The sequence below is a fragment of the Streptomyces sp. NPDC005266 genome, from assembly GCF_040607655.1.
GTDB lineage: Bacteria > Actinomycetota > Actinomycetes > Streptomycetales > Streptomycetaceae > Streptomyces.
In genome coordinates, this window is the sequence record NZ_JBEXHC010000001.1 from 485,690 (window position 1) to 506,539 (window position 20,850).

A 20,850-nucleotide genomic window follows, 5' to 3' on the forward strand; every position below is an offset into this window, starting at 1 on the left:
CGTAGCGTCCCTCGCCAGAGGCTGAGCAGGGCCTCCACCGAGTCCGGACCCGCCGTGGCGTCCCTCACCAGAGGCTGAGCAGGGCCTCCACCGAGTCCGGGCCCTGGGACTGGCCGTCGGGGAGGGCCAGTTCGAACCAGACCGTCTTGCCGTGCGGGGTGCGCCGGCTGCCCCAGCCCGCGCTGAGCAGACCGACCAGCTGGAGCCCGCGGCCGCCCTCGTCCGTGTCGCGGGCGCGCCGCCGCCGGGGCTGGACCAGGCCGCCGTCCCAGACCTCGCACACCAGGGTGCGATCCAGCAGCAGCCGTAGCCGTATCTCGCCCTCGCCGTACCGCAGGGCGTTGGTCACCAACTCGCTGACCAGCAGCTCGGTGGTGTCCACCAGCTCGTCCATGCCCCAGGACTCCAGCTGCTCACGGGCCAGTTCACGGGCGCGGCCGACGGACTGCGGATCGCTCGGCAGCTTCCAGTCGCCGACCGAGTCGGACGGCAGACCCCGCACCCGGGCCATCAGCAGGGCGATGTCGTCCTCGCCGTGATGGGTGTCCAGGCTGCTGAGGACGTGGTCGCAGATGTCCTCCAGAGAGCTGTCGGGGCATCCCGCGCCGTCGTGCGTGGACAGCGCCGTACGGAAGTCCTGGAGGCCCTCGTCGAGGGCGTGATCCCGGGATTCGACGAGGCCGTCGGTGTAGAGGGCCAGCAGGGCGCCGTCCGGCAGCTCGACCTCGATCTCCTCGAAGGGCTCGCCGCCGACGCCGAGCGGCATCCCGGGCGGCACCTCCATCAGCAGCGCGTTCTCCCCCGGTTCGACGACGACGGGCGGCAGATGCCCGGCGTTGGCGAAGGTGCAGCGGCGGGTGATGGGGTCGTAGACGGCGTAGACACAGGTGGCGAGGTAGACCTCGGACAGATCGGAGGAGCCGTCGGCGGCCCGGCCGCCGCGCGCGAGGGCGCGTGAGCCGGAGCGCGCGCTGCCGTGCGAGCCGCCGCCGGGCTCGCCGAGCCCACGGGCGATCTCGTCGAGCGCGGAGAGCACCTCGGCGGGCTCCAGGTCGAGCAGGGCCAGGGTGCGTACGGCGGTGCGCAGCTCGCCCATCGCGACGGCGGCGCGCAGGCCCCGCCCCATCACATCGCCGACCACCAGCGCGGTCCGGTGGCCGGGCAGCTCGATGACGTCGAACCAGTCGCCGCCCACCTCGGTCGCCGCGTTCCCCGGCAGATAGCGGCAGGCGATGTCGAGCCCGGCGGCCTCGGGGTCGCCCGGCGGGAGCAGGCTGCGCTGCAGTATCAGCGCGCGCTCGTGCTCCCTGCGGTAGAGGCGGGCGTTGTCGATGGAGACGGCGGCGCGGGCGGCCAGCTCGACGGCGAGCGCGCGGTCCCGCTCGCCGAAGGGCTCGCTGCCCTTCGTACGGGAGAACTGGGCGAGGCCGACGACCGTGTCCCGCGCGACCATCGGCACCACGAGGGTGGACTGCAGCATGGCACCGAGTTCGCCGCTCTCGCCGCTGTCGCGCCCGGGGACGACCTTGACCTGAGCGGTGCGCAGGGCATGGGCGCACAGGGAGTTGAAGGGGTAGCGGTGCACCTCGCCGACCTGGATGGGCTTGGGCACCCCGCCATCGTCCTGGTCGGTGCGGTAGATGTCGCCGAAGGCGACCGGGCCGTCCGAGACGGCGCTGGCGAAGGCGACCCGGCGCAGCTCCGCGCTGCCGTCGGCCAGCCCCGGCGGGGTCTCGTCACCGGAGAGCAGCCCCTGGTAGAGGTCGACGGAGGCCAGATCGCAGAACTGCGGGACGGCCACGTCCAGCAGCTCGCGGGCGGTGGTCTCCAGGTCGAGCGAGGTGCCTATTCGGGCGCCGGCCTCGTTCAGCAGGGCGAGGTTGCGGCGTACGCCCGCGGCCTCCTGTTCGGCGCGGCGACGGCCGGTGACATCCGTGGCGAGCCCGGCGACCCCGATGGGGCGGCCCGAGCTGCTGTGCAGCCGGTACAACGACACCGACCAGCGGCGGCGGTCGGGGCTGGTCGGCACGTCCCCCACGATCGGCATGTCCGTCAGCGACTGCCCACTGTCCAGGACCTGGCGGAGGGCGGCGCCCAGCCGCTCGGCCTCGCTGCGCGGCAGCAGATCGTGCGGGGTCGCGCCGCGGTACGCGTCGGCGGGGCGGCCGAAAACCTTCGCAAAGCGCTCGTTGACCCGAAGCATGGTCAGATCGGTACCGAACAGGAAGAAACCGAGCGGAGATTGACCGAAAACCGCCTGCGAAGCGGCAAGATCGGTCTCCAGCCCGCGCAGTGCGCCCATGTCGACCGCGATACACAGCGCGGAGCGCTCGCCCCGCTCGTCCTGAGAGGGCATGACATAGACCTCGGCGATACCGTGGCCGTTCGGCGCCCCGGGGCTCCGGTAGGGGACGAGCCCGGTCCACTCCCGGCCGTCCAGGATGTCGGCGACCTTGCGATGGCCGGTCTCCCGCAACTCGGGCGGCACGAACGCCTCCACCGGGTCCTTGCCGACGGCCTGGCGGGCCGTCAGCCCCAGCAGCTCCGTGGCGCGCTCGCTCCACTGCGAGATCCGGCCGTCGGGCCCCAGCGAGAAGGAGGCGACCCTGATGAAGTCATAGATGGAGCCGGGGGGGCTGCTCTGCCATACGGCGGACATCAGCGACATGGGCGACACCTGCGACACTGGCGACACTGGCGACACCTGCGAACCAACCGTCTCCTCGGGCATATCAGCCCCCGCTGGCTTCTCGCTCATGCGCCCGTCCCCTCCGGCTCAGGTGCTCCGACCGGCTTCAGATAGCCGAGTATCCAGCACAACGGCCATCCGGAGTACGGTCTTCACGATCACAGCACTATCTCAGCCCGCCATCGGTGTCCGTCCCTGCTTTTGGTTAAGCGCTCAAGATCAGCGCCTCCCCCACACTCCTAACCAGGCAGAGGCAACTCGAACCACACGGTTTTTCCGGCAGGGCGTGGTCTGGTCCCCCAACGGAGCGCGGTGCCGGCGACCAAGCGCAGGCCACGGCCGCCCTCGTCCTGGGAGGAGGCCATGCGCTCATGGGGCAGCTCGGCCAGCGGATCCGACACTTCGACCATCAGTACGGAATCCGACGCGGCCTTTTCGCGACGGGCGTACATGCGCAGACCGATCGGACCGCTCGCGTACCGCAGCGAATTGGTGACCAGTTCGCTCACGAGCAGCACCGTCACATCGCTCACGGCCGACAGTCCCCAGTCGTCCAGCGACGCACGGACCAGGCAGCGGGCGGCGTGCACGGACCCCGGCTCGGCGGGGAAGACCCACTCGGCGAAACCGGGCACCCGCCCGGCCACCTCTGCGCTCTCACTCACGCCGATCACTTCCAGCCCCTGTGAAGCCCCCGCCGGAATGTATGGATTCAGGGAGGTTAATCAGCACATACCCGATATCCGGGTCGGCGTACCGCCCGAAACGGGCTCATCGGGAGTGCGGGCGGGTGTGTTCGAGGGCGCGCGGAGGCTACCGTTCCGCGCGCAGCCGACGGACGGCCTCGGCCACCGCCGGACGGTCCTGGTCCAGCCAGTCCACCTCGTCCACCCGGTCGGGGGTGAGCCAGCGCAGCTCGTCGTGGTCCTCCAGCGGACGCGGTTCACCCGAGCGCAGGGCCGCGGTCCACACCCGCAGGACATAGCCGGGTCGCAGGGCCCATTCGCCCGGCAGCGGCTCCAGCGGCTCGACCTCGACACCCAGCTCCTCCCGCAGCTCGCGTACCAGGGTCTGCTGCGGGGTCTCCCCGGGCTCGGCCTTGCCGCCCGGCAGCTCCCAGCGGCCGGCGAGCTCGGGCGGGGCGCTGCGCCGCGCGGCCAGCAGCCGCCCCTGGTCGAACACGGCTCCGCCCACCACCACACGCACGCTCATGCGCGGCACCCTGGCGGGGCCGCGAGGGGCCCGGAGCCTTCGGGGCTAGCCGGACTGACGGGACGCGGTCCGCTCGACCACATAGAGCTGCTCCTGGCCCTGGGAGTGAAGCCGGTCGGCCACCTCCTGGGCCTCCGTCCTCGTGGCGTAGCGGCCGACGCGGTAGCGATTGCCGTTGTGGTCCTGGCGAATGACGAGCCAGGGCAGCACAGCGTTCCCGTCACTCATCTCCCCGCCCCCTCCGCCGTGGCGCGCCCGGGCACAGGCCTCCGCGACACCGTTAAGGAAATCCCGATCCGCATATGCCCGAGCCTACGCCCTACCTTCACTCAGCGGATACGTGTTCTTACGAGGAGGCACGCATCCGGCCATGCCCTCAGACGCGGGCGGCGGCCTCCACTCGGTCGCGCTCGTCGCTCGCCTCGTCGGCGGGGGCGTCGGCCAGCTCCCGCTCGGCCTCCAGCAGCGAGGGATTGCGCCAGGCGCTGCGGATACCCCAGACGTAGAAGGCGAGGCCGATCATGGCGACGACCAGGATGTCCCAGCCCTCGGGCAGATAGCCACGGCCGCCGAACTCCTTGCCGCCGGCCCATGACACCGCCGCCATGACCAGCAGATAGGTCACCATCCAGGCGCCGGCGGCCAGATGCGGGCGCAGCTCGGCCCACGGCTTGCGCAGCTCGTACCAGGCCCAGACCGGCAGACCGATCGCCATGATGAGGATGACCTTGCCGGTGAGCGGCCAGCGGGCCCAGTACAGCACCAGCGAGCCGAAGACCATCGCGATCGGCGCGATGACCGGCATGGCGCGCAGCTTCACCGGGCGCGGCAGCTCCGGGGAGAGACGGCGCAGCGACATCACGGCGACGGGGCCGGTGATGTACGAGATCACGGTCGCCACGGAGACGATCTCGGCCAGCGAGCCCCAGCCGCGGAAGACCGCGAGGAAGATGAAGGCGATCACGAGGTTGAGCAGCAGCGCCGGGCGCGGGATGCCGGTCTTGGCGTCGATGCGGCCGAAGATCCCCGGCAGATGGCCGTTCTCCTGGACGCCCTGGACCATCCGGGAGGTGGTGGCCGCGTAGATCATGCCGGTGCCGGACGGGGAGATGAAGGCGTCGGCGTAGAGCAGCATCGCCAGCCAGTTCAGGCCCCAGGCCAGGGAGAGGTCGGCGAGCGGGGAGTTGAACGACAGACCGGACCAGCCGCCGTGGGCCAGGTCGGCCGCCGGGACGGCGGCCAGGAAGGCGATCTGCAGCGCCACGTAGATCACCAGCGCGATGAGGATCGAGCTGATGACGGCCTTGGGGAGCGACTTCCCTGGGTTGCGCGCCTCGCCCGCCATGTTGAGCGGGGACTGGAAGCCGTTGTAGGCCCAGACGATGCCGGAGACGGCGACGGCGGAGAACACCGCGCTCCAACCGTTGGGGGTGAAGCCGCCATGACCGCTGACGTTGCCGGTGTCGAAGTGCGACAGCAGCAGGGCACCGGCGGTCAGGGCCGGAACGACGACCTTGAAGACGGTGATCGCGGTGTTGGTCTTGGCGAAGAGGGTGATCGCGAACCAGTTGAGGAAGAAGTAGAAGAGCAGCAGCACGGACGCGAGCGCGACGCCGCTGCCGGTCAGCTCCTTCCCGTCGTACAGCCCCTGGGCCCAGCCGAAGCTCCAGGAGCTCATGTACTGGACGGAGGCGGTCGCCTCACCCGGGATCACGGAGACGATGGCGATCCAGTTGGCCCAGGCGGCCAGGTATCCGGCGAGCGAGCCGTGCGAGTACTGGCCGTACCGGACCATGCCGCCGGCCTTGGGGAACATCGAACCCAGCTCGGAGTAGGTCAGGGCGATGGTCAGCGCGACGGCCGCGCCGATCACCCAGGCCAGGATGGCGGCCGGCCCCGCGAGCGCCGCGGCCCGCTCGGCACCGAACAGCCAGCCGGAGCCGATGATGGACCCGAGGCCCACGGCGGTGAGGGCCACCGGACCGAGCGACCTTCGATAATGCGAGTGGGAACCCTGCTCCGTGCTCACCGCTCCTGACACTCCCTTCGCCCCCCGACGACCGGAAACAATCCGCGCCATCGTACGAGCGAAACGGATGATCATCTTCCGATAACCCCTCTGACATGGGCTTCTGTGAGCTTTGCCATAAGGGGCGCGGGAACCGTAGCTACTTGTCGATAACCAGCGTCGTACGGACGGTGGGCAGCGGCATCAGCACCGTCTGACCCCGGGGCTCCTTACGGCAGACATGACATCGCCGCACTCGGCGCCCAGGGAGCAGCACAGCGAGCAGACGGCCCCCGCCGAAATACCCCCAAGAAGGCGGTGATCGAGATCGCGCCAACTTCCGGTGAACAGCGCCGGTGAACCGGTGCCCGGCCATCCGGCGCCTGCGGTCCCCGGGTCACTTCACCGGCAGGTGGTAGGCGATCCGATAGCGCTCGGCCAGCACGACGACATCCGCCGTCTCGACCGGGCGGCCGCCCGCGAAGAACGTCCGGGAGATGACGAGCACCGCATGGCCCGGCACCCCGCCGAGCTCCAGCACCTCCTCCGCCCGGCCGGGCCGCGCGCCGACCTCCTCCGCCACGTTGTCCACCACCAGGTCGAGGGCGGCCATCCGCTCGACCACACCGCGCCCGGCCAGCGGGCCCTCCTCGGGCAGCATGACGGGCGTACGGCCGGTGACCGCCAGCGGCTCCCAGGACGTGGAGAGCATCACCGCCTCACCGGCCGCCCGGAACACATAGCGGGTGCGCATCACCCGGTCGCCGGGCGCGATGCGCAGCCGCTCGGCGATCTCCGGCCCGGTGTCCTCCCGCTCGCTCACGGACTCCCAGGTGCCGATGATCCGGTCGTCGGCCTGCTCCTGCCGGAACGGGGTGGACTCACCCGCCACATGGAAGCCGGTGCGGACCAGATGGCGCGGCACGGGCTGGTCGCGCACATAGGTGCCCGAGCCGGAGCGGCCCTCCACCAGCCCCTCGGCCATCAGCACCTTGCGGGCCTCCAGGGCGACGGTGTCGGAGACCCCGTACTCCTCCCGGATCCGGGCCTGGGAGGGAAGGCGCGCATGCGGCGGCAGCTCGCCCGCGGCGATCTTCTTCCGCAGATCGTCGGCGACGCGGAGATATGCGGGCTGGTCACCAAAGGCCACGTGCACTCCCTGTGGTTGACAGTCAGCAACAGCTTGGCAACCCAGGGTTGCGGAATGCAACTGGAGGCCAGAGCTTCACCGGAAGTGGTGAACTGCAGTTCAGGGACGTTTACTTCGACAAGCGTCCGTGCAGCGGGTTTCATTGGCGACCGCCAGCTCACTTCCCCGAGGAGCCGTCCGTGCCCGCTCGCCCTTCCCTACGAGTCCTGCCCGGCGCCCTGCTCCTCAAGCGAGTCCTGCCCGGCGCCCTGCTCCTCATGCTCTGCGCGGCCTGCACCGGCGGCGCGGGCGCCCGGGACGCACCCGCCGGCGACGGCGCCGGCCCGGGCGCGGCCGGGGTCGGCGACACCCTCTTCCCCAAGCTCGGCAACGGCGGCTACGACGTGACCGGCTACCGCCTCGCCCTGAACTACGAGCCCGACTCCCGGCACCTCAAGGGCACCGCCCGGATCACCGCCCGCGCCACCCGCGCGCTGTCCTCCTTCCACCTCGATCTCGCCGGGCTGCGGGTCCGCGAGGCCACGGTGAACGGCCGCCCGGCCAAGACCGCCCGCGGCGGCACCGAGCTGACCCTGACCCCCGCCGCCGCCCTCCCCAAGGGCCGTACCTTCACCGCCACGGTCGTCTACGACGGCACCCCGAAGACCCTCACCGACCCGGACGGCTCCAAGGAGGGATGGATCGGGACGGACGACGGCGCCGTGGGCCTCGGCGAGCCGACCGGCTCCATGACCTGGTTCCCCGGCAACAACCACCCGTCCGACAAGGCCACGTACGACATCGCCGTCACCGTCCCCAAGGGCCTCACCGCTGTCTCCAACGGCGAGCTGAAACGCCAGGACACCCACGGCGGCCGCACCACCTTCCAGTGGCACAGCGGCGAGCCCATGGCCGGCTACCTCGCCACCGTCGCCATCGGCCGCTTCGACATCCATACCACGACCACCGGTGACGGCACCCCCCAGTACCTCGCCGTCGACCCCACCGAGGCCGACGGCACCGGCCGCCTCCCCGGTCAGATCACCGACGTCATCGACTGGGGAAGCCGCACCTTCGGCCGCTACCCCTTCTCCTCCACCGGCCTGATCGTCGACCACCTGCCCGACCTCGGCTACGCGCTGGAGACCCAGACCAGGCCGTACTTCGACGGCGCCCCGGACGAGGCCCTGATCGTCCATGAACTCGCCCACCAGTGGTTCGGCGACTCGGTCACCCCCCGCGCATGGAAGGACATGTGGCTCAACGAGGGCTTCGCCACCTACGCCGAATGGCTCTGGGAGGAGGACCACGACGGCCGCACCGCCCAGCAGATCTTCGACGACTTCTACGACGGCACGGACGACGAGTCCGACGGCATCTGGGACTTCCCGCCCGCCGCCCCGCCCAGCGCCGAGCACCTCTCGGACCCGCCCGTCTACGGCCGCGGCGCCATGGTCCTCCACAAACTCCGCCAGGCGGTCGGCGACAAGACCTTCTTCACCATCCTTCGCACCTGGCTGAAGGATCATCGCCACGCGAACGCCGGCACCGGCCGGTTCATCGCCCTGTGCGAGCGGGCATCGGGCAAAGACCTCGGCCATCTCTTCGAGGTCTGGCTCTACCGGGACGGGAAGCCGAAGATGCCCTGACGACGGCAGCGCCTTGTTGACCGGACGGCCTGAAGAGCGGCTCGGCTCACCCGCGGCGATGTCTCAGAGCTCTGTGAAGAAACGAGCGGCCGGGTTCCGAAGAGCCCGGCCGCCGCGCAACGCAGGGCCGACTTCGCTACCAGTAGTGCCGTCGTCCGCCGACCGGCCGCCCGACAGCGCCCAGGATCCACAGGATCGCTCCGATGACAAGGAGGATGATCCCAATGGTCCACAGGACGTGGATGCCCGTCAGCAACCCGATGATGAGAAGAATGATTCCAAGGGCGATCATGGAGTCCTCCGATCTTTCAGGAATGCTCCACTTCCACTATCTGCCCGCATCGGCTCCCCGGCCACCAGGCCGGATCCACCGCTGATCGCCGCCCGGGTCCTTTCGTCCCATCGGCCCGCGGGCGTGTCTCCTTCCGAGGGGTACTCGTCCCGGCCCGGCAGCCCGGCCGGAACAGAAGACGGAGGTCGACCCATGAGTTCAGCGCCACCCCCGGGGGCCGCCGAGATCCTCTTCATCGGCAATGCCACCCTGCTCATCCGCTACGGGACCCTGACCCTGCTGACCGACCCCAACTTCCTGCACCGAGGGCAATACGCCTACCTGGGCAAAGGGCTGGTCTCCCGGCGGCTGACCGAACCAGCACTGCGCATCGAAGACCTTCCGGCGGACCTGGACGCCGTGGTCCTGTCCCATCTGCACGGGGACCACTGGGACCGCACCGTCCGCCGGAAACTGGACCGTGCGCTGCCCATCCTCACCACCCCGCACGCCTCCCGGCGCCTCCAGGCGCTGCACGGCTTCAGCCGCGCGACCGGCCTGCCCACCTGGCACGACCACGTCCTGATCCGCGACGAAACCCAGGTACGGGTCACCGCCCTCCCCGGACGGCACGGCCCGGCCGGCGTACATGTCCTGCTGCCGCCGGTCATGGGCAGCCTGCTGGAGTTCGGCACCCCCGGCGGCCCCGTCCGGCTGCGCCTCTACATCACCGGCGACACCGTCATGTTCCCGGGCATCCACCAGATCGCCCGCCGCTGCCCGGACGTACATCTGGCGGTGGTCCACCTCGGCGGCACGCGATTCCCCGGTGGAGTGATCGTGACGATGGACGCCATCCAGGGAGCCGAGCTGGTGGAGACCGTGGAGCCGCACCACGTGCTGCCCGTGCACTACGACGACTACACCGTCATGCGCTCACCGCTCTCCGACTTCCTCTGGGAGACGCACCGCCCGGGATTCCCGGCCACCCTGGTGCCGTGCGACCGCGGCGACCGCGTCACCATCACCGCCGCCGGCCCCGTCGCCCCGTAGCGGTCGGAACGGCAGGAGTACGCGATGAACGGCCCACGAGCGAACGGAAGCCCACTGGGACCGGAAGACCTCGAAGCGGCGACGGCCGCCCTGTCCGCTCAGCGAGACCGGCTCCGCACGGAGGTCGCCGGCGCCCGCGACACGGAGTCGACGCTGCGCGCCGACTGCGACCTGGACGCCGCGGACACGAGCGCGAAAGCCGTCACCATCCAGGAACTGCACATCCGCGTCCAGGCCGCCGAAGCCCTCCTGCACCGGACCCTCGCCGCCCTTGCCCGCATCCGGGACCAGACCTTCGGCCTGTGCACCGCGTGCGGCGCCCCCATCGGACGAGAGCGCGTGATGGCCCTGCCGCATGCCGAGCTGTGCGTCGCCTGCACCGAACAACGGGAAACGGGTACGGGGGCTCCATGACCGAAGAAGACCTCCAGTCGCCGTCGCCTGCCCCGCTGACCGGTGAAGGCCACGGGCACCGGCTCCCACCGCGACAGGTGGTCGTCGATCTCCTGCTCGACGAACGGGGCTACCGGGACGTCCCGGTACTCACCCTCCGCCCGGTGCTTGAGCGGTACGAAGACCGTGCGGCAGTCATCGCGGCGAGCTTTGGCGCTGACCTGCCAACGGATCCTGACGAAACCGGACCGTCGGCACTCGGTGGAGAAGGCCAGGGCCTCGCTCGGGCGCTGGCCGTTCGCCACCCAAGCCCCGATCCTTCGCCTGGCCCGTGCTCGAAACCGTGCACCACCACCTCACGGTCGAGCAAGACATTCATCACTAATCCGCTCTTTCCGGCGAATGTGGACCCAGCCTCACCCGCAGCACCGCGGGCCATCGAGTCGGCGAGGCCCTCCTCGCTGGATGCGCTCACGCCCTCCGCGCTCGCCGGCACGTGATCCGTGCATCAGCACGAAGGCCATACCGCGCTATGGTTGATGTATGGCTACCAAGAAGGTGACTATCACTCTCGACGAATCCCTGGTCGAAGCCCTGGCCGGAGCCGCCGAGGAAGAAGGCATCCCACTCTCCCGCCTCGTCGCCGGAGCAGCCGAACGCGAGCTGCGCCTGCGGGCCGGCCGGGCCGTCATCCAGGAGTGGCAGGCCGAACACGGCGCCTTCACCCCGGAAGAGCTCGCCGCCGCCCGCGCGGACCTGGCCGCCGCCGACGCCGAGTACCTCAGCAGCGCGGGAGCCTCGGCCGCGTGAACATCCCCTACCTGTACGACGCCGGGGTACTCATCGCCATCGACAACGACGACCGACGCATGTGGGCCCGCCACAGCCTGGCCCTGGAAGACGGACGGGACATCCACGTCCCGTCCATCGTCGTCAGCCAGGCATGGCGGGACTCCCGCCGTCAGGTCAGACTCGGCAAGTTTCTCGCCGGGTGCCACGTCGTACCCGTCGGCCTCGAAACCGCCAAAACCGCAGGAATCCTCTGCGGCAAGGCGGGCACCTCCAACATCGTCGACGGCACCGTCGTAACCATGGCAGCCAGCCTCGGCGCCATCATCTGGACCTCGGACCCAGACGACATCCGCGCCCTCATCGACGCCCAGGACATCAAACCCGCCCCTGTCATCCGCACCGTCTAGCCACCTGTGATCCATAGGAGACGTGCACTCGGAATCGCGCCGCGAACGGCACCGTCCGAACAGTGACAGTCACCAGTCCCGAATAGTGCCAAACACGCGCGGAAGACTCGACCCCAAACCCGGCACATTAAAAGAACAGCATTAACGTACAGTAATTCAAAAATTACACATTGAACCTGAACTCCACGACGTCGCCGTCCCGCATCACATAGTCCTTGCCCTCCATACGGGCCTTGCCGGCCGCGCGGGCTTCGGCAACCGAGCCCGTTTCGACCAGTTCCTCGAAGGAGATGACCTCGGCCTTGATGAAGCCCTTCTGGAAGTCGGTGTGGATCACACCGGCGGCCTCCGGGGCCGTGGCGCCCCGCTTGATGGTCCAGGCGCGCGATTCCTTGGGGCCTGCGGTGAGATAGGTCTGGAGGCCCAGGGTGCGGAAGCCGACGTGGGCGAGGGTGGCCAGGCCCGGCTCTTCCTGGCCCACGGACTGGAGGAGCTCGAGGGCCTCCTCGTCGTCGAGCTCGGCGAGGTCGGCTTCCAGCTTGGCGTTGAGGAAGATCGCCTCGGCCGGGGCGACGAGGGCGCGCTGCTCGGCCTTGAAGGACTCGTCGATCAGCTCTTCCTCGTCGACGTTGAAGACGTAGAGGAAGGGCTTGGTGGTGAGCAGGTGCAGCTCATGGAGGACGGCGGCGCGCTCGCTGCCCTGGACGATGCCGGCGGAGAAGAGGGTGCGGCCCTCGTCGAGGATGGCCTTGGCCTCTTCGACGGCCTTGACCTGGGCCTGCTTGTCCTTCTGGATCCGGGACTCCTTGACCAGGCGCGGCAGCACCTTCTCGATGGTCTGGAGGTCGGCGAGGATCAGCTCGGTGTTGATCGTCTCGATGTCGCTCTTGGGCGAGACCTTGCCGTCGACATGGACGACGTTCTCGTCCTTGAAGGCGCGGATGACCTGGCAGATGGCGTCGGACTCACGGATGTTCGCCAGGAACTTGTTGCCCAGGCCCTCGCCCTCCGACGCACCCTTGACGATCCCGGCGATGTCGACGAAGTCGACGGTGGCGGGGAGCTTGCGGGCCGAGCCGAAGAGCTCGGCGAGCTTGTCGAGGCGGGGGTCGGGGACGCCCACGACGCCGACGTTGGGCTCGATGGTGGCGAACGGGTAGTTGGCCGCCAGCACGTCGTTCTTGGTCAGGGCGTTGAACAGGGTCGACTTGCCGACATTCGGCAGACCGACGATTCCGATCGTGAGCGACACGTTGGCGACTTCCCGTAGCGAGAATGTGAGGTCAGGGACGGGCCCCGGGGGGCCGGTCCACCAGTCTACGGGGCCGCATCCGATCACCCACCCGGGCCGATCATCGGTCGAACACACTGCCAAGGTCCTGCGAAGGCGTGTCCATAGGCGGATTCCCACCCTCCGTCGACCTACGTTGGTCGGGTGGAGTACTACAGCACACGTACGCCCCGCCGTGCGGCGGCCCCGCCGCCCCGCCCGGCCGCGGACGACACGTATACGGGCCGAGGCCGGAGCGCGGGGCAGAGCAGAGGCGGCGCGGGTGCCGCCTCCCGGGCGCCGAGGGCGCCGCGCGCTCCGGGGCGGCGCGGCGACCCGGCCGGCGCGGGCGGCGGGGCCGCCTCGCTGCGCACCGCCCTGCGCGGCCGCACACTGCCCAGCCCCCGCCTCACCGGGCTCGGGGCGGGGCTGCTGACCCCGCTGGCCATGCTGGGGGTCGGATGCGTGGACGGGCTGCTGTTCTCCGGCTCCGTGACCGTGTACAGCGTCTTCTTCCTGCTGGCGTGCCTGGCCTGCGGGCTGTGGGTGCGCCCCGCCGATCTGCTCGCCGGGCCGGTGACGGTGCCGCTGGCCTACACGGTCGGGCTGGTGCCGATCAACGACGGCGCGCGGGGGTTCGGCGGCCAGGCGGTGGGCGTCTTCACCGCGCTGTCCCTGAACGCCGGCTGGCTCTACGCCGGGACGCTGCTGACGGCGCTGATCGTGCTCGTACGCCGGGCCGCGCTGGTCATCCAGCGCCGCCGGCAGACTCGGCCGCGGCCATCGCGGCTCCCACGATCCCCGCGTTGTTCTGCAGCTGCGCAGGCACGATCTCGGCTCTGACCCCCTCGATCAGCGGCAGGAACTTGTGGGCCTTGCGGCTCACCCCGCCGCCGATCACGAACAGCTCCGGCGAGAAGAGCATCTCCAGGTGCTGGTGGTAGGTCTGCACCCGGTGCGCCCACTGCTCCCAGCTCAGGTCGTGGTCCTCCTTGGCCTTGCTGGAGGCGTGCTTCTCCGCCTCGTGGCCATGGAGCTCCAGATGGCCCAGTTCGGTGTTGGGCACCAGGTGTCCGCCGGTGAAGACCGCGCTGCCGATGCCGGTGCCGAAGGTGAGCACGATCACCGTGCCCCTGCGTCCGCGGCCCGCGCCGAAGGTCATCTCGGCGACCCCGGCGGCGTCCGCGTCGTTCAGCACCGTGACCGGGCAGCCCAGCCGCTCGCCGAGCATGGCGACCAGATCGACGCCTATCCAGCTCTTGTCGACGTTGGCGGCGGTACGGATCGTCCCGTCCGTCACCACGCCGGGGAAGGTCACCCCGACCGGCCCGCCGGACCACTGGAAGTGCCGGGTCACCTCCACCACGCCGTCCACGACCGCGTCGGGCGTGGACGGCCGCGGGGTGAGCACCTTGTGGCGCTCGTCGGCGAGGTCGCCGCGGTCCAGGTCGACCGGCGCGCCCTTGATCCCGGAGCCGCCGATGTCGACACCGAACACCTGCGCGGCGGGACCGCCGCCTCCGGTGGTCACCGCTCGGACCCTCCCGCCGCGGGACCGGCCGTGCCGGCCGTCAGGGCCGCCTCGGCCCGCAGGTCCCGGCGCAGCTCCTTGGGGAGCGAGAAGGTCAGGCTCTCCTGCATGGGCTGGACGACCTCCACGTCCCCGAAGCCGCGCTCCGCCAGCCACTCCAGGACGCCCTCGACGAGCACGTCCGGCACGGAGGCGCCCGAGGTCACGCCGACCGTCCTCACGCCCTCCAGCCACGCCTCGTCGATCTCGCTCGCGTAGTCGACCAGATGACCGGCCTTGGCGCCGGCGCCGAGCGCGACCTCGACCAGCCGGACCGAGTTGGAGGAGTTCTTGGAGCCGACGACGATGACCAGGTCGGACTCGGCGGCCACCTGCTTGATCGCGGTCTGGCGGTTCTGGGTGGCATAGCAGATGTCGTCGCTGGGCGGGCTGATGAGCTGCGGGAAGCGCTCCTTGAGCGCGTCCACGGTCTCCATGGTCTCGTCGACCGAGAGGGTGGTCTGGGACAGCCAGACGACCTTGGACTCGTCGCGGACCTCGACGTTCTTCACATCGTCCGGACCGTCGACCAGGGTGATGTGGTCCGGCGCCTCGCCACTGGTGCCGATGACCTCCTCATGGCCCTCGTGGCCGATCAGGAGGATGTCGTAGTCGTCCTTGGCGAACCGGACGGCTTCCTTGTGGACCTTGGTGACCAGCGGGCAGGTCGCGTCGATGGTGGCCAGCTTGCGCTGGGCCGCCTCCTCGTGGACGACCGGCGCGACACCGTGCGCCGAGAAGATCACGATGGATCCCTCGGGCACCTCCTCCGTCTCGTCGACGAAGATCGCGCCCTTCTTCTCCAGGGTCTGGACGACGTATTTGTTATGGACGATCTCCTTGCGCACATAGATCGGCGCGCCGTACTGCTCCAGGGCCTTCTCGACGGCGATCACGGCACGGTCGACGCCGGCGCAGTAGCCACGCGGGGCGGCGAGCAGGACCCGGCGGGCGGAGGTTGCAGTCATGTCCCCCATGGTAGGGGCGCGAACCGGGGGTGCTGTCGGCGGTGGCCGCTACCCTCGCGGTCATGGCTGTCAACACGTCCGCACAGGAGCCGATCCCGGTCGGCGAGGTGTCTCGGCTGATCGGGGGGTGGATCGACCGGCTCGGGGCGGTGTGGGTCGAGGGGCAGATCACCCAGCTGTCCCGGCGCCCCGGCGCCGGGGTGGTGTTCCTGACGCTGCGCGACCCGTCGTACGACATCTCGCTGACCGTCACCTGCTTCCGCGCCGTCTTCGACAAGATCGCGGACACGGTCTCCGAGGGCGCCCGGGTCGTGGTGCACGCCAAGCCCGAGTGGTACGCGCCGCGCGGTCAGCTGTCCCTGCGGGCCACCGAGATCAGGCCGGTCGGGGTCGGCGAGCTGCTGGCGCGTCTTGAGCAGCTGAAGAAGGCGCTGGCGGCCGAGGGGCTGTTCGCCGCCGACCGCAAGAAGCCGCTGCCCTTTCTGCCCGGGCTGATAGGGCTGGTCTGCGGGCGCGCCTCGGCCGCCGAGCGCGATGTGCTGGAGAACGCACGGCTGCGCTGGCCCGCCGTCCGCTTCGCGGTGCGCAATGTGGCGGTGCAGGGGGTGCACGCGGTGCCGCAGGTGATCGAGGCGGTCAAGGAGCTGGACGCGCTGCCGGAGGTGGAGGTGATCGTGGTGGCACGCGGCGGCGGCAGCGTGGAGGATCTGCTGCCGTTCTCCGACGAGCAGCTGATCCGGGCCGTGGCGGCGTGCCGTACGCCGGTGGTCTCCGCGATCGGCCATGAGCCGGACTCGCCGCTGCTCGACCTGGTCGCCGATCTGCGCGCCTCCACCCCCACCGACGCGGCGAAGAAGGTGGTGCCGGATGTGGGCGAGGAGCTGGTGCGGATCCAGCATCTGCGCGAGCGCGCCCTGCGCAGTGTGAACGGGGTGCTGGACCGGGAGGAGCGGGGGCTCACGGCGGCGCTGGCCCGGCCGTGCATGCAGCAGCCGCACCGGATGGTGGACGAGCGCGCGGAGCAGATCGCGGCGGTGCTCGACCGCGCCCGGCGGTGCCTGGGCCATCTGCTGGACCGGGCGGATTCGGAGCTGACGCACACCCGTGCCCGGGTGGTGGCGCTCTCCCCCGCCGCGACGCTGCGGCGCGGCTATGCGGTGCTGCAGCACGGAAACGGATCGGTGGTGCGGGCGGCGGACGAGGTGACGGTGGACGAGGAGCTGCGGGCGCGGGTCTCCGAGGGCGAGTTCACCGTGCGGGTGGCTGTCGGACCGGCTGAATAGGGTGAGGGACATGGCGAAGACGGACGAGAAGAAGGCGGCCGGGCAGGGGGACGAGCAGTCCCCGCTGGGCTATGAGCAGGCGCGCGACGAGCTGGTCGAGGTCGTGCGCCGGCTGGAGGCGGGCGGCACCAGCCTGGAGGAGTCGCTGGCGCTGTGGGAGCGCGGTGAGGAGCTGGCGAAGGTCTGCCGCCACTGGCTGGAGGGCGCGCGGGCGCGGCTGGACGCGGCGCTGGCCGAGTCGCACGGCGGGGGCGGCGCGGGGGACGAGGGCGAGGGCTGATCGTCGGGCGGTGCCTCGGCCCGCTTTAGTTGAAAGTTAATCTATTGCCGTACAGTGGGTGTCGTCAGCGACGTCCCCGCTTACGCAGAGGTTTCTTTCCATGACTCTCACCCTTGACCCCGCCGCCCAGGACCTGCTCTTCCGCGAGGCCCACACCGCCAACACCTTCACCGACGAGCCGGTGACCGAGGAGCAGGTGCAGGCGATCTACGACCTGGTCAAGTACGCGCCGACCGCCTTCAACCAGTCGCCGCTGCGGGTCGTCCTGGTCCGCTCCCCCGAGGCCCGGGAGCGCCTGGTCGCCCACATGGCCGAGGGCAACCAGCCCAAGACCGCCACCGCCCCGCTGGTCGCGATCCTCGCCGCGGACAATGAGTTCCACGAGGAGCTGCCGGCCCTCTTCCCGGCCTTCCCGCAGGCCAAGGAGCTCTTCTTCGCCGAGCGCACCGCCCGTCAGCAGTCCGCGGCGCTCAATGCCTCGCTGCAGGCCGGTTACTTCATCCTGGGCATCCGCGCCGCCGGTCTGGCCGCGGGCCCGATGACCGGGTTCGACGCCGCCGGCGTCCAGAAGGAGTTCCTGGACGACGACCACACCCCGCTGATGGTGATCAACATCGGCAAGCCGGGCGAAAACGCCTCGTACCCGCGTGGCCCGCGCCTGGACTACGACCAGGTCGTCACCACGGTCTGACGGCCTCCGCGGCACCCGGCCGCCGTGCTCAGCCCTTCTTGGGGGCGAGCGCGGCGGCCATCTTCGTCAGCTGCCCGTACGACGCCGTCCCTGCGACCACCGTGGTCACACCCGGCTCCCGGCTCACCAGCGCGTCGTACTTGTCGCCCTCGTAGCGGGTCCACTCCTTGCCGGCGATCCGCTGCTTGTGCTTCGTCTCCCGCGCCTGCTGGGTGACGTCGTCGATGAACGGCACCGGCCGGCCGTCGCTCTGCTCGACGGCGACGTACTGCTGGTCCGGGTCCAGGAAGCCGAGGTGCCAGAGCGCGCCGCCCTCTCCCGCGCCGCTGCCGGGGGCCGTGGGGCGGTAGGTGACCGAGGTCGCACGCCAGCCCTTGGGCAGAGCGCCGGGCTCGGGAGCGGAGACCGCATACGGTGCCGCGCGCCGGGCCGTGCCCAGCTCCACCCGGTAGTCGACTGTCTTGACGCCGGCGCCCTTGTCGCCCTCGTCGTGCGGAATGCCGAAGACATAGATGGCCGCCGCGACGACGCCGATCGCCGCCAGCGACAGCACCATGTCCCGGACCGTCTCTTTGCCTCGCATACCTGCCACGCCCCTATCGTCCCTCATCCGCCCGGCACACCCCGCAACAGGGCCGTGCTCAGACGTGGGGCCCACTGCTCGCCCTGGCGATAAGCGGATAAAGTCATGAGCACCCTCTCCCCCTCGCGCGTCTTCGGCGAGGAGGGGCCCTCCGGCCGTCGCCGTACAGAAAGGTGCGCTCCGATGACCGAGCATCATCTGCCGTCCCAGCTCGAGGTCAGCCCCGCGGCTCCCGATCGCAACCTCGCCCTGGAGCTCGTCCGGGTCACCGAAGCGGGGGCCATGGCCTCCGGCCGCTGGGTGGGCCGCGGCGACAAGAACGGCGCGGACGGCGCCGCCGTCAAGGCGATGCGCTCCCTCGTGCACACCGTGTCGATGAACGGCGTCGTGGTCATCGGCGAAGGGGAGAAGGACGAAGCCCCGATGCTCTTCAACGGTGAGCGCGTGGGCGACGGGACCGGCCCGGAGTGCGACGTGGCCGTGGACCCCGTGGACGGCACCACGCTCACCGCCAAGGGCATGGCCAACGCCGTCTCCGTGCTCGCGGTCGCCGAGCGCGGCACCATGTTCGACCCGTCGGCGGTCTTCTACATGGACAAGCTCGCCACCGGCCCCGAGGCCGCCGAGTTCGTCGACATCACCGCGCCCCCCGGCGTCAATATCCGCCGGATCGCCAAGGCGAAGAGGTCCAGCCCGGAGGACGTGACCGTGGTGGTCCTCGACCGCCCCCGGCACGAGGGCATCGTCAAGGAGATCCGCGAGGCGGGCGCCCGGATCAAGTTCATCTCCGACGGCGACGTGGCCGGCGCGATCATGGCTGTGCGCGAGGGCACCGGCGTGGATCTGCTGCTGGGCATCGGCGGCACCCCGGAGGGCATCATCGCGGCCTGCGCGATCAAGTGCCTCGGCGGCACCATCCAGGCCAAGCTGTGGCCCAAGGACGACGACGAGCGGCAGCGCGCCATCGACGCGGGCCATGACCTCGACAAGGTGCTGACCACCGACGACCTGGTCAGCGGCGACAACGTCTTCTTCGTCGCCACCGGGATCACCGACGGCGATCTGCTGCGCGGGGTGCGGTACCGCGCGGAGACCGCTACCACCCAGTCGCTGGTCATGCGGTCCAAGTCCGGCACGATCCGGCAGATCGACTCCACCCACCGGCTGTCCAAGCTGCGCGCCTATGCCTCGGTCGACTTCGAGCGCGCCCGCTGAGCCGAGCCACCCATGCCGCCCCCGTGCCCGCGGGTGCGGGTGTGCGGGTGTGCGGGCATGCCACGGGCCGGGTCCCGCCTTCCCGGCGGAGCCCGGCCCGTCAACCGAAACGTTCACCCTGCGGCGGCGACCCGCACGGCACGCTGCAGCTCGGCCTCCCGGCGCCGGCGGCGGGCCAGCACGACCCGGCGCTCGGCCGCGGTCAGGCCGCCCCACACCCCGTACGGCTCGGGCTGGAGCAGGGCGTGCTCCCGGCACTCGACCATGACCGGGCAGCGCGCGCAGACACGCTTGGCGGCCTCCTCCCGCGACAGCCTCGCAGCCGTGGGCTCCTTGGAAGGAGCGAAGAACAGCCCGGCCTCGTCCCGGCGGCACACCGCCTCCGAGTGCCAGGGTCCGGCTTGTTCCCGAGCGGGGATGCGCTGCGGGGGCACGGCGGCTTCCAGCAGGGGCTGATGCGGTTGCAGCACGGTCTACTCCTGACGACGGCTCCGGTGGTCACCCTTGCCCGCCTCGCGCCGTACGGCCCCCTTGACACCCCCATCAGCCGTACGAGAGACGATGCACCAAGCCTTACCCGCTGTGCGCGCGCTTATGCACACTGTTGCCCCGCCCGGAAATTAGCTCCGCTCGGCCGTTCTTCGGGCGTTACGCCCGCAGGTTCTTGAGCCGTTTTCCCCGCTTCGGCTTGGCCTCGACACCGCCGAAGAACGCGAAGCCGCTGACCTGGATGACCGGGGCGTCCGGATCCGGCGCCTCGTACGTCGCGACGTCGAAACCACCGAAGATCCCGGCGCCCGAGCCGTGCACCGTGACGTTCTCCGGGACCTTGATCTCCACACCGCCGAAGACCACTGAGGCATGGATGACGATCTCGCGCTGCTCGAAGACCGCCTCGGTGAGGTCGATCTCGACGCCGCCGAAGAGCGCGAAGACGTTCGTACGGCGCCTGACCCGCCAGCGGCCCTTGCGCATCGCACCGCCGAAGATCGCCACCAGGTTCTCCGCCTGGGGCGAGGTACGGGGCCGGCCCCCGGCCTCCGCGTCACGCCCGGGCCCCGCCGGCCCGGCGCCGCGGACGGGGGCGGCCGGCAGATCACGGACCAGGGGCTCCAGTTCGCCGACGGTCTTGGCCCGGTAGACCGCGTCGATCCGCTCGGCGTGTTCCTCGGGCTGAAGCCGCCCCTCGGCGAGGGCCTCCCGCAGGATGTCCGCGATCCGATCGCGATCCGCGTCGGAGGCGCGAAGCGCCGACGCCGGGGCGGGCGCGGGCACGGAGGCGGGGGCGGACTTGGTCAGGGGCACCGGCTGCTGCTCATCCACGCGCTCAGACTACCCAGTCGCGATCTATCGCGACTAGGGGGCGAGAGTCATCGTGCCCACTGAG

General features: G+C 70.6%; 24 protein-coding genes. 11 read left to right on the forward strand and 13 right to left on the reverse strand.

Annotated elements, in window-relative coordinates:
• Positions 1-64: 64 nt before the first annotated feature.
• From ABZU99_RS02190 to ABZU99_RS02215, 6 genes are all read right to left on the reverse strand, one after another.
• Positions 65-2,758: a SpoIIE family protein phosphatase gene (locus ABZU99_RS02190; RefSeq protein ID WP_356044182.1), complete on the reverse strand. Its 2,694-nt coding sequence runs from the start codon at positions 2,756-2,758 to the stop codon at positions 65-67.
• 170 nt (positions 2,759-2,928) lie between these two features.
• Complete coding sequence (locus tag ABZU99_RS02195) at positions 2,929-3,363, reverse strand: ATP-binding protein (RefSeq protein WP_356044179.1); 435 nt, start codon at positions 3,361-3,363, stop codon at positions 2,929-2,931.
• A 139-nt stretch (positions 3,364-3,502) separates the two neighbouring features.
• Positions 3,503-3,901, reverse strand: coding sequence for a (deoxy)nucleoside triphosphate pyrophosphohydrolase (locus ABZU99_RS02200; protein ID WP_355943373.1), 399 nt, complete (start codon positions 3,899-3,901; stop codon positions 3,503-3,505).
• A gap of 45 nt (positions 3,902-3,946) precedes the next feature.
• A complete protein-coding gene (locus ABZU99_RS02205) occupies positions 3,947-4,129 on the reverse strand; it encodes an SPOR domain-containing protein (protein WP_355943374.1) in 183 nt (60 codons plus the stop codon).
• Positions 4,130-4,277: 148 nt separating this feature from the next.
• The gene (locus ABZU99_RS02210) at positions 4,278-5,981 is read right to left on the reverse strand and encodes an APC family permease (RefSeq protein ID WP_355943376.1); all 1,704 of its coding nucleotides are present in this window, start codon (positions 5,979-5,981) and stop codon (positions 4,278-4,280) included.
• 325 nt (positions 5,982-6,306) lie between these two features.
• Entirely contained in the window at positions 6,307-7,059 is a 753-nt protein-coding gene (locus ABZU99_RS02215; protein WP_355943378.1) for a GntR family transcriptional regulator, read from the reverse strand.
• Positions 7,060-7,316: 257 nt separating this feature from the next.
• Here ABZU99_RS02215 and ABZU99_RS02220 point away from each other — a divergent pair, with 257 nt between their 5' ends.
• The gene (locus ABZU99_RS02220; RefSeq protein ID WP_356044233.1) at positions 7,317-8,687 is read left to right on the forward strand and encodes a M1 family metallopeptidase; all 1,371 of its coding nucleotides are present in this window, start codon (positions 7,317-7,319) and stop codon (positions 8,685-8,687) included.
• Positions 8,688-8,823: 136 nt separating this feature from the next.
• On the opposite strand, the gene ABZU99_RS02225 is transcribed toward ABZU99_RS02220, so the two are convergent.
• Positions 8,824-8,979: a DUF6131 family protein gene (locus ABZU99_RS02225; protein WP_355943382.1), complete on the reverse strand. Its 156-nt coding sequence runs from the start codon at positions 8,977-8,979 to the stop codon at positions 8,824-8,826.
• Positions 8,980-9,171: 192 nt separating this feature from the next.
• On the opposite strand from ABZU99_RS02225, the gene ABZU99_RS02230 reads away from it, so the two are divergent.
• The 5 genes from ABZU99_RS02230 to ABZU99_RS02250 are packed head-to-tail and all read left to right on the forward strand — an operon-like array spanning position 9,172 to position 11,603.
• On the forward strand, positions 9,172-10,011 hold the full coding sequence (locus ABZU99_RS02230; protein ID WP_355943384.1) for an MBL fold metallo-hydrolase: 840 nt from the start codon (positions 9,172-9,174) through the stop codon (positions 10,009-10,011).
• A 24-nt stretch (positions 10,012-10,035) separates the two neighbouring features.
• The gene (locus tag ABZU99_RS02235) at positions 10,036-10,425 is read left to right on the forward strand and encodes a TraR/DksA family transcriptional regulator (RefSeq protein WP_355943386.1); all 390 of its coding nucleotides are present in this window, start codon (positions 10,036-10,038) and stop codon (positions 10,423-10,425) included.
• Entirely contained in the window at positions 10,422-10,904 is a 483-nt protein-coding gene (locus tag ABZU99_RS02240) for a hypothetical protein (RefSeq protein ID WP_355943388.1), read from the forward strand. Before ABZU99_RS02235 ends, ABZU99_RS02240 begins: the two co-directional genes overlap by 4 nt.
• A gap of 43 nt (positions 10,905-10,947) precedes the next feature.
• Positions 10,948-11,214, forward strand: a complete 267-nt coding sequence (locus tag ABZU99_RS02245) for a hypothetical protein (protein ID WP_355943390.1) — start codon at positions 10,948-10,950, stop codon at positions 11,212-11,214.
• Positions 11,211-11,603, forward strand: a complete 393-nt coding sequence (locus ABZU99_RS02250) for a PIN domain-containing protein (RefSeq protein ID WP_356044173.1) — start codon at positions 11,211-11,213, stop codon at positions 11,601-11,603. Before ABZU99_RS02245 ends, ABZU99_RS02250 begins: the two co-directional genes overlap by 4 nt.
• 163 nt (positions 11,604-11,766) lie before the next feature.
• Here the strand turns inward: ABZU99_RS02250 and ychF are convergent, their stop codons facing one another.
• Positions 11,767-12,855 carry a redox-regulated ATPase YchF gene (ychF, locus tag ABZU99_RS02255; RefSeq protein ID WP_355943394.1) on the reverse strand — a complete coding sequence of 363 codons (1,089 nt, stop codon included), beginning with the start codon at positions 12,853-12,855 and terminating at the stop codon, positions 11,767-11,769.
• Between the two features lie 183 nt (positions 12,856-13,038).
• Here ychF and ABZU99_RS02260 point away from each other — a divergent pair, with 183 nt between their 5' ends.
• Positions 13,039-13,716 carry a DUF6542 domain-containing protein gene (locus ABZU99_RS02260; RefSeq protein ID WP_355943396.1) on the forward strand — a complete coding sequence of 226 codons (678 nt, stop codon included), beginning with the start codon at positions 13,039-13,041 and terminating at the stop codon, positions 13,714-13,716.
• On the opposite strand, the gene ppgK is transcribed toward ABZU99_RS02260, so the two are convergent.
• Together ppgK and ABZU99_RS02270 are read right to left on the reverse strand one after the other, a co-directional pair.
• Positions 13,622-14,404, reverse strand: a complete 783-nt coding sequence (gene ppgK, locus ABZU99_RS02265) for a polyphosphate--glucose phosphotransferase (protein WP_355943398.1) — start codon at positions 14,402-14,404, stop codon at positions 13,622-13,624. The genes ABZU99_RS02260 and ppgK overlap by 95 nt on opposite strands.
• Positions 14,401-15,420 carry a 4-hydroxy-3-methylbut-2-enyl diphosphate reductase gene (locus ABZU99_RS02270; RefSeq protein ID WP_356044165.1) on the reverse strand — a complete coding sequence of 340 codons (1,020 nt, stop codon included), beginning with the start codon at positions 15,418-15,420 and terminating at the stop codon, positions 14,401-14,403. The genes ppgK and ABZU99_RS02270 overlap by 4 nt, the downstream gene beginning before the upstream one ends.
• Before the next feature lie 53 nt (positions 15,421-15,473).
• On the opposite strand from ABZU99_RS02270, the gene xseA reads away from it, so the two are divergent.
• The 3 genes from xseA to ABZU99_RS02285 all read left to right on the forward strand — a co-directional run bounded on the left by xseA (position 15,474) and on the right by ABZU99_RS02285 (position 17,665).
• On the forward strand, positions 15,474-16,694 hold the full coding sequence (xseA, locus tag ABZU99_RS02275) for an exodeoxyribonuclease VII large subunit (RefSeq protein WP_355943402.1): 1,221 nt from the start codon (positions 15,474-15,476) through the stop codon (positions 16,692-16,694).
• A gap of 10 nt (positions 16,695-16,704) precedes the next feature.
• Entirely contained in the window at positions 16,705-16,974 is a 270-nt protein-coding gene (locus tag ABZU99_RS02280; protein ID WP_355943403.1) for an exodeoxyribonuclease VII small subunit, read from the forward strand.
• Between the two features lie 100 nt (positions 16,975-17,074).
• Positions 17,075-17,665 carry a malonic semialdehyde reductase gene (locus tag ABZU99_RS02285; RefSeq protein ID WP_355943405.1) on the forward strand — a complete coding sequence of 197 codons (591 nt, stop codon included), beginning with the start codon at positions 17,075-17,077 and terminating at the stop codon, positions 17,663-17,665.
• 28 nt (positions 17,666-17,693) lie between these two features.
• On the opposite strand, the gene ABZU99_RS02290 is transcribed toward ABZU99_RS02285, so the two are convergent.
• A complete protein-coding gene (locus ABZU99_RS02290) occupies positions 17,694-18,248 on the reverse strand; it encodes a DUF4245 domain-containing protein (RefSeq protein ID WP_355943664.1) in 555 nt (184 codons plus the stop codon).
• Positions 18,249-18,431: 183 nt separating this feature from the next.
• On the opposite strand from ABZU99_RS02290, the gene glpX reads away from it, so the two are divergent.
• On the forward strand, positions 18,432-19,463 hold the full coding sequence (glpX, locus tag ABZU99_RS02295) for a class II fructose-bisphosphatase (protein WP_355943407.1): 1,032 nt from the start codon (positions 18,432-18,434) through the stop codon (positions 19,461-19,463).
• Between the two features lie 113 nt (positions 19,464-19,576).
• Here the strand turns inward: glpX and ABZU99_RS02300 are convergent, their stop codons facing one another.
• On the reverse strand, positions 19,577-19,933 hold the full coding sequence (locus ABZU99_RS02300) for a WhiB family transcriptional regulator (RefSeq protein ID WP_355943409.1): 357 nt from the start codon (positions 19,931-19,933) through the stop codon (positions 19,577-19,579).
• 178 nt (positions 19,934-20,111) lie between these two features.
• On the reverse strand, positions 20,112-20,786 hold the full coding sequence (locus tag ABZU99_RS02305) for a DUF1707 domain-containing protein (protein WP_355943411.1): 675 nt from the start codon (positions 20,784-20,786) through the stop codon (positions 20,112-20,114).
• Positions 20,787-20,850: the final 64 nt, after the last annotated feature.

What these genes read in the sequence shown, in the direction of transcription:
- ABZU99_RS02240 (WP_355943388.1), top strand. Translation starts at nt 10,422, where the DNA reads ATGACCGAAGAAGACCTCCAGTCGCCGTCGCCTGCCCCGCTGACCGGT.
- glpX (WP_355943407.1), top strand. Translation starts at nt 18,432, where the DNA reads ATGACCGAGCATCATCTGCCGTCCCAGCTCGAGGTCAGCCCCGCGGCT.
- ABZU99_RS02205 (WP_355943374.1), bottom strand. Translation starts at nt 4,129, where the DNA reads ATGAGTGACGGGAACGCTGTGCTGCCCTGGCTCGTCATTCGCCAGGAC.
- ABZU99_RS02210 (WP_355943376.1), bottom strand. Translation starts at nt 5,981, where the DNA reads ATGGCGCGGATTGTTTCCGGTCGTCGGGGGGCGAAGGGAGTGTCAGGA.
- ABZU99_RS02190 (WP_356044182.1), bottom strand. Translation starts at nt 2,758, where the DNA reads ATGAGCGAGAAGCCAGCGGGGGCTGATATGCCCGAGGAGACGGTTGGT.
- ABZU99_RS02290 (WP_355943664.1), bottom strand. Translation starts at nt 18,248, where the DNA reads ATGCGAGGCAAAGAGACGGTCCGGGACATGGTGCTGTCGCTGGCGGCG.
- xseA (WP_355943402.1), top strand. Translation starts at nt 15,474, where the DNA reads ATGGCTGTCAACACGTCCGCACAGGAGCCGATCCCGGTCGGCGAGGTG.
- ABZU99_RS02235 (WP_355943386.1), top strand. Translation starts at nt 10,036, where the DNA reads ATGAACGGCCCACGAGCGAACGGAAGCCCACTGGGACCGGAAGACCTC.
- ABZU99_RS02280 (WP_355943403.1), top strand. Translation starts at nt 16,705, where the DNA reads ATGGCGAAGACGGACGAGAAGAAGGCGGCCGGGCAGGGGGACGAGCAG.
- ABZU99_RS02200 (WP_355943373.1), bottom strand. Translation starts at nt 3,901, where the DNA reads ATGAGCGTGCGTGTGGTGGTGGGCGGAGCCGTGTTCGACCAGGGGCGG.
- ABZU99_RS02270 (WP_356044165.1), bottom strand. Translation starts at nt 15,420, where the DNA reads ATGGGGGACATGACTGCAACCTCCGCCCGCCGGGTCCTGCTCGCCGCC.
- ABZU99_RS02220 (WP_356044233.1), top strand. Translation starts at nt 7,317, where the DNA reads ATGCTCTGCGCGGCCTGCACCGGCGGCGCGGGCGCCCGGGACGCACCC.
- ABZU99_RS02285 (WP_355943405.1), top strand. Translation starts at nt 17,075, where the DNA reads ATGACTCTCACCCTTGACCCCGCCGCCCAGGACCTGCTCTTCCGCGAG.
- ABZU99_RS02245 (WP_355943390.1), top strand. Translation starts at nt 10,948, where the DNA reads ATGGCTACCAAGAAGGTGACTATCACTCTCGACGAATCCCTGGTCGAA.
- ABZU99_RS02225 (WP_355943382.1), bottom strand. Translation starts at nt 8,979, where the DNA reads ATGATCGCCCTTGGAATCATTCTTCTCATCATCGGGTTGCTGACGGGC.
- ABZU99_RS02230 (WP_355943384.1), top strand. Translation starts at nt 9,172, where the DNA reads ATGAGTTCAGCGCCACCCCCGGGGGCCGCCGAGATCCTCTTCATCGGC.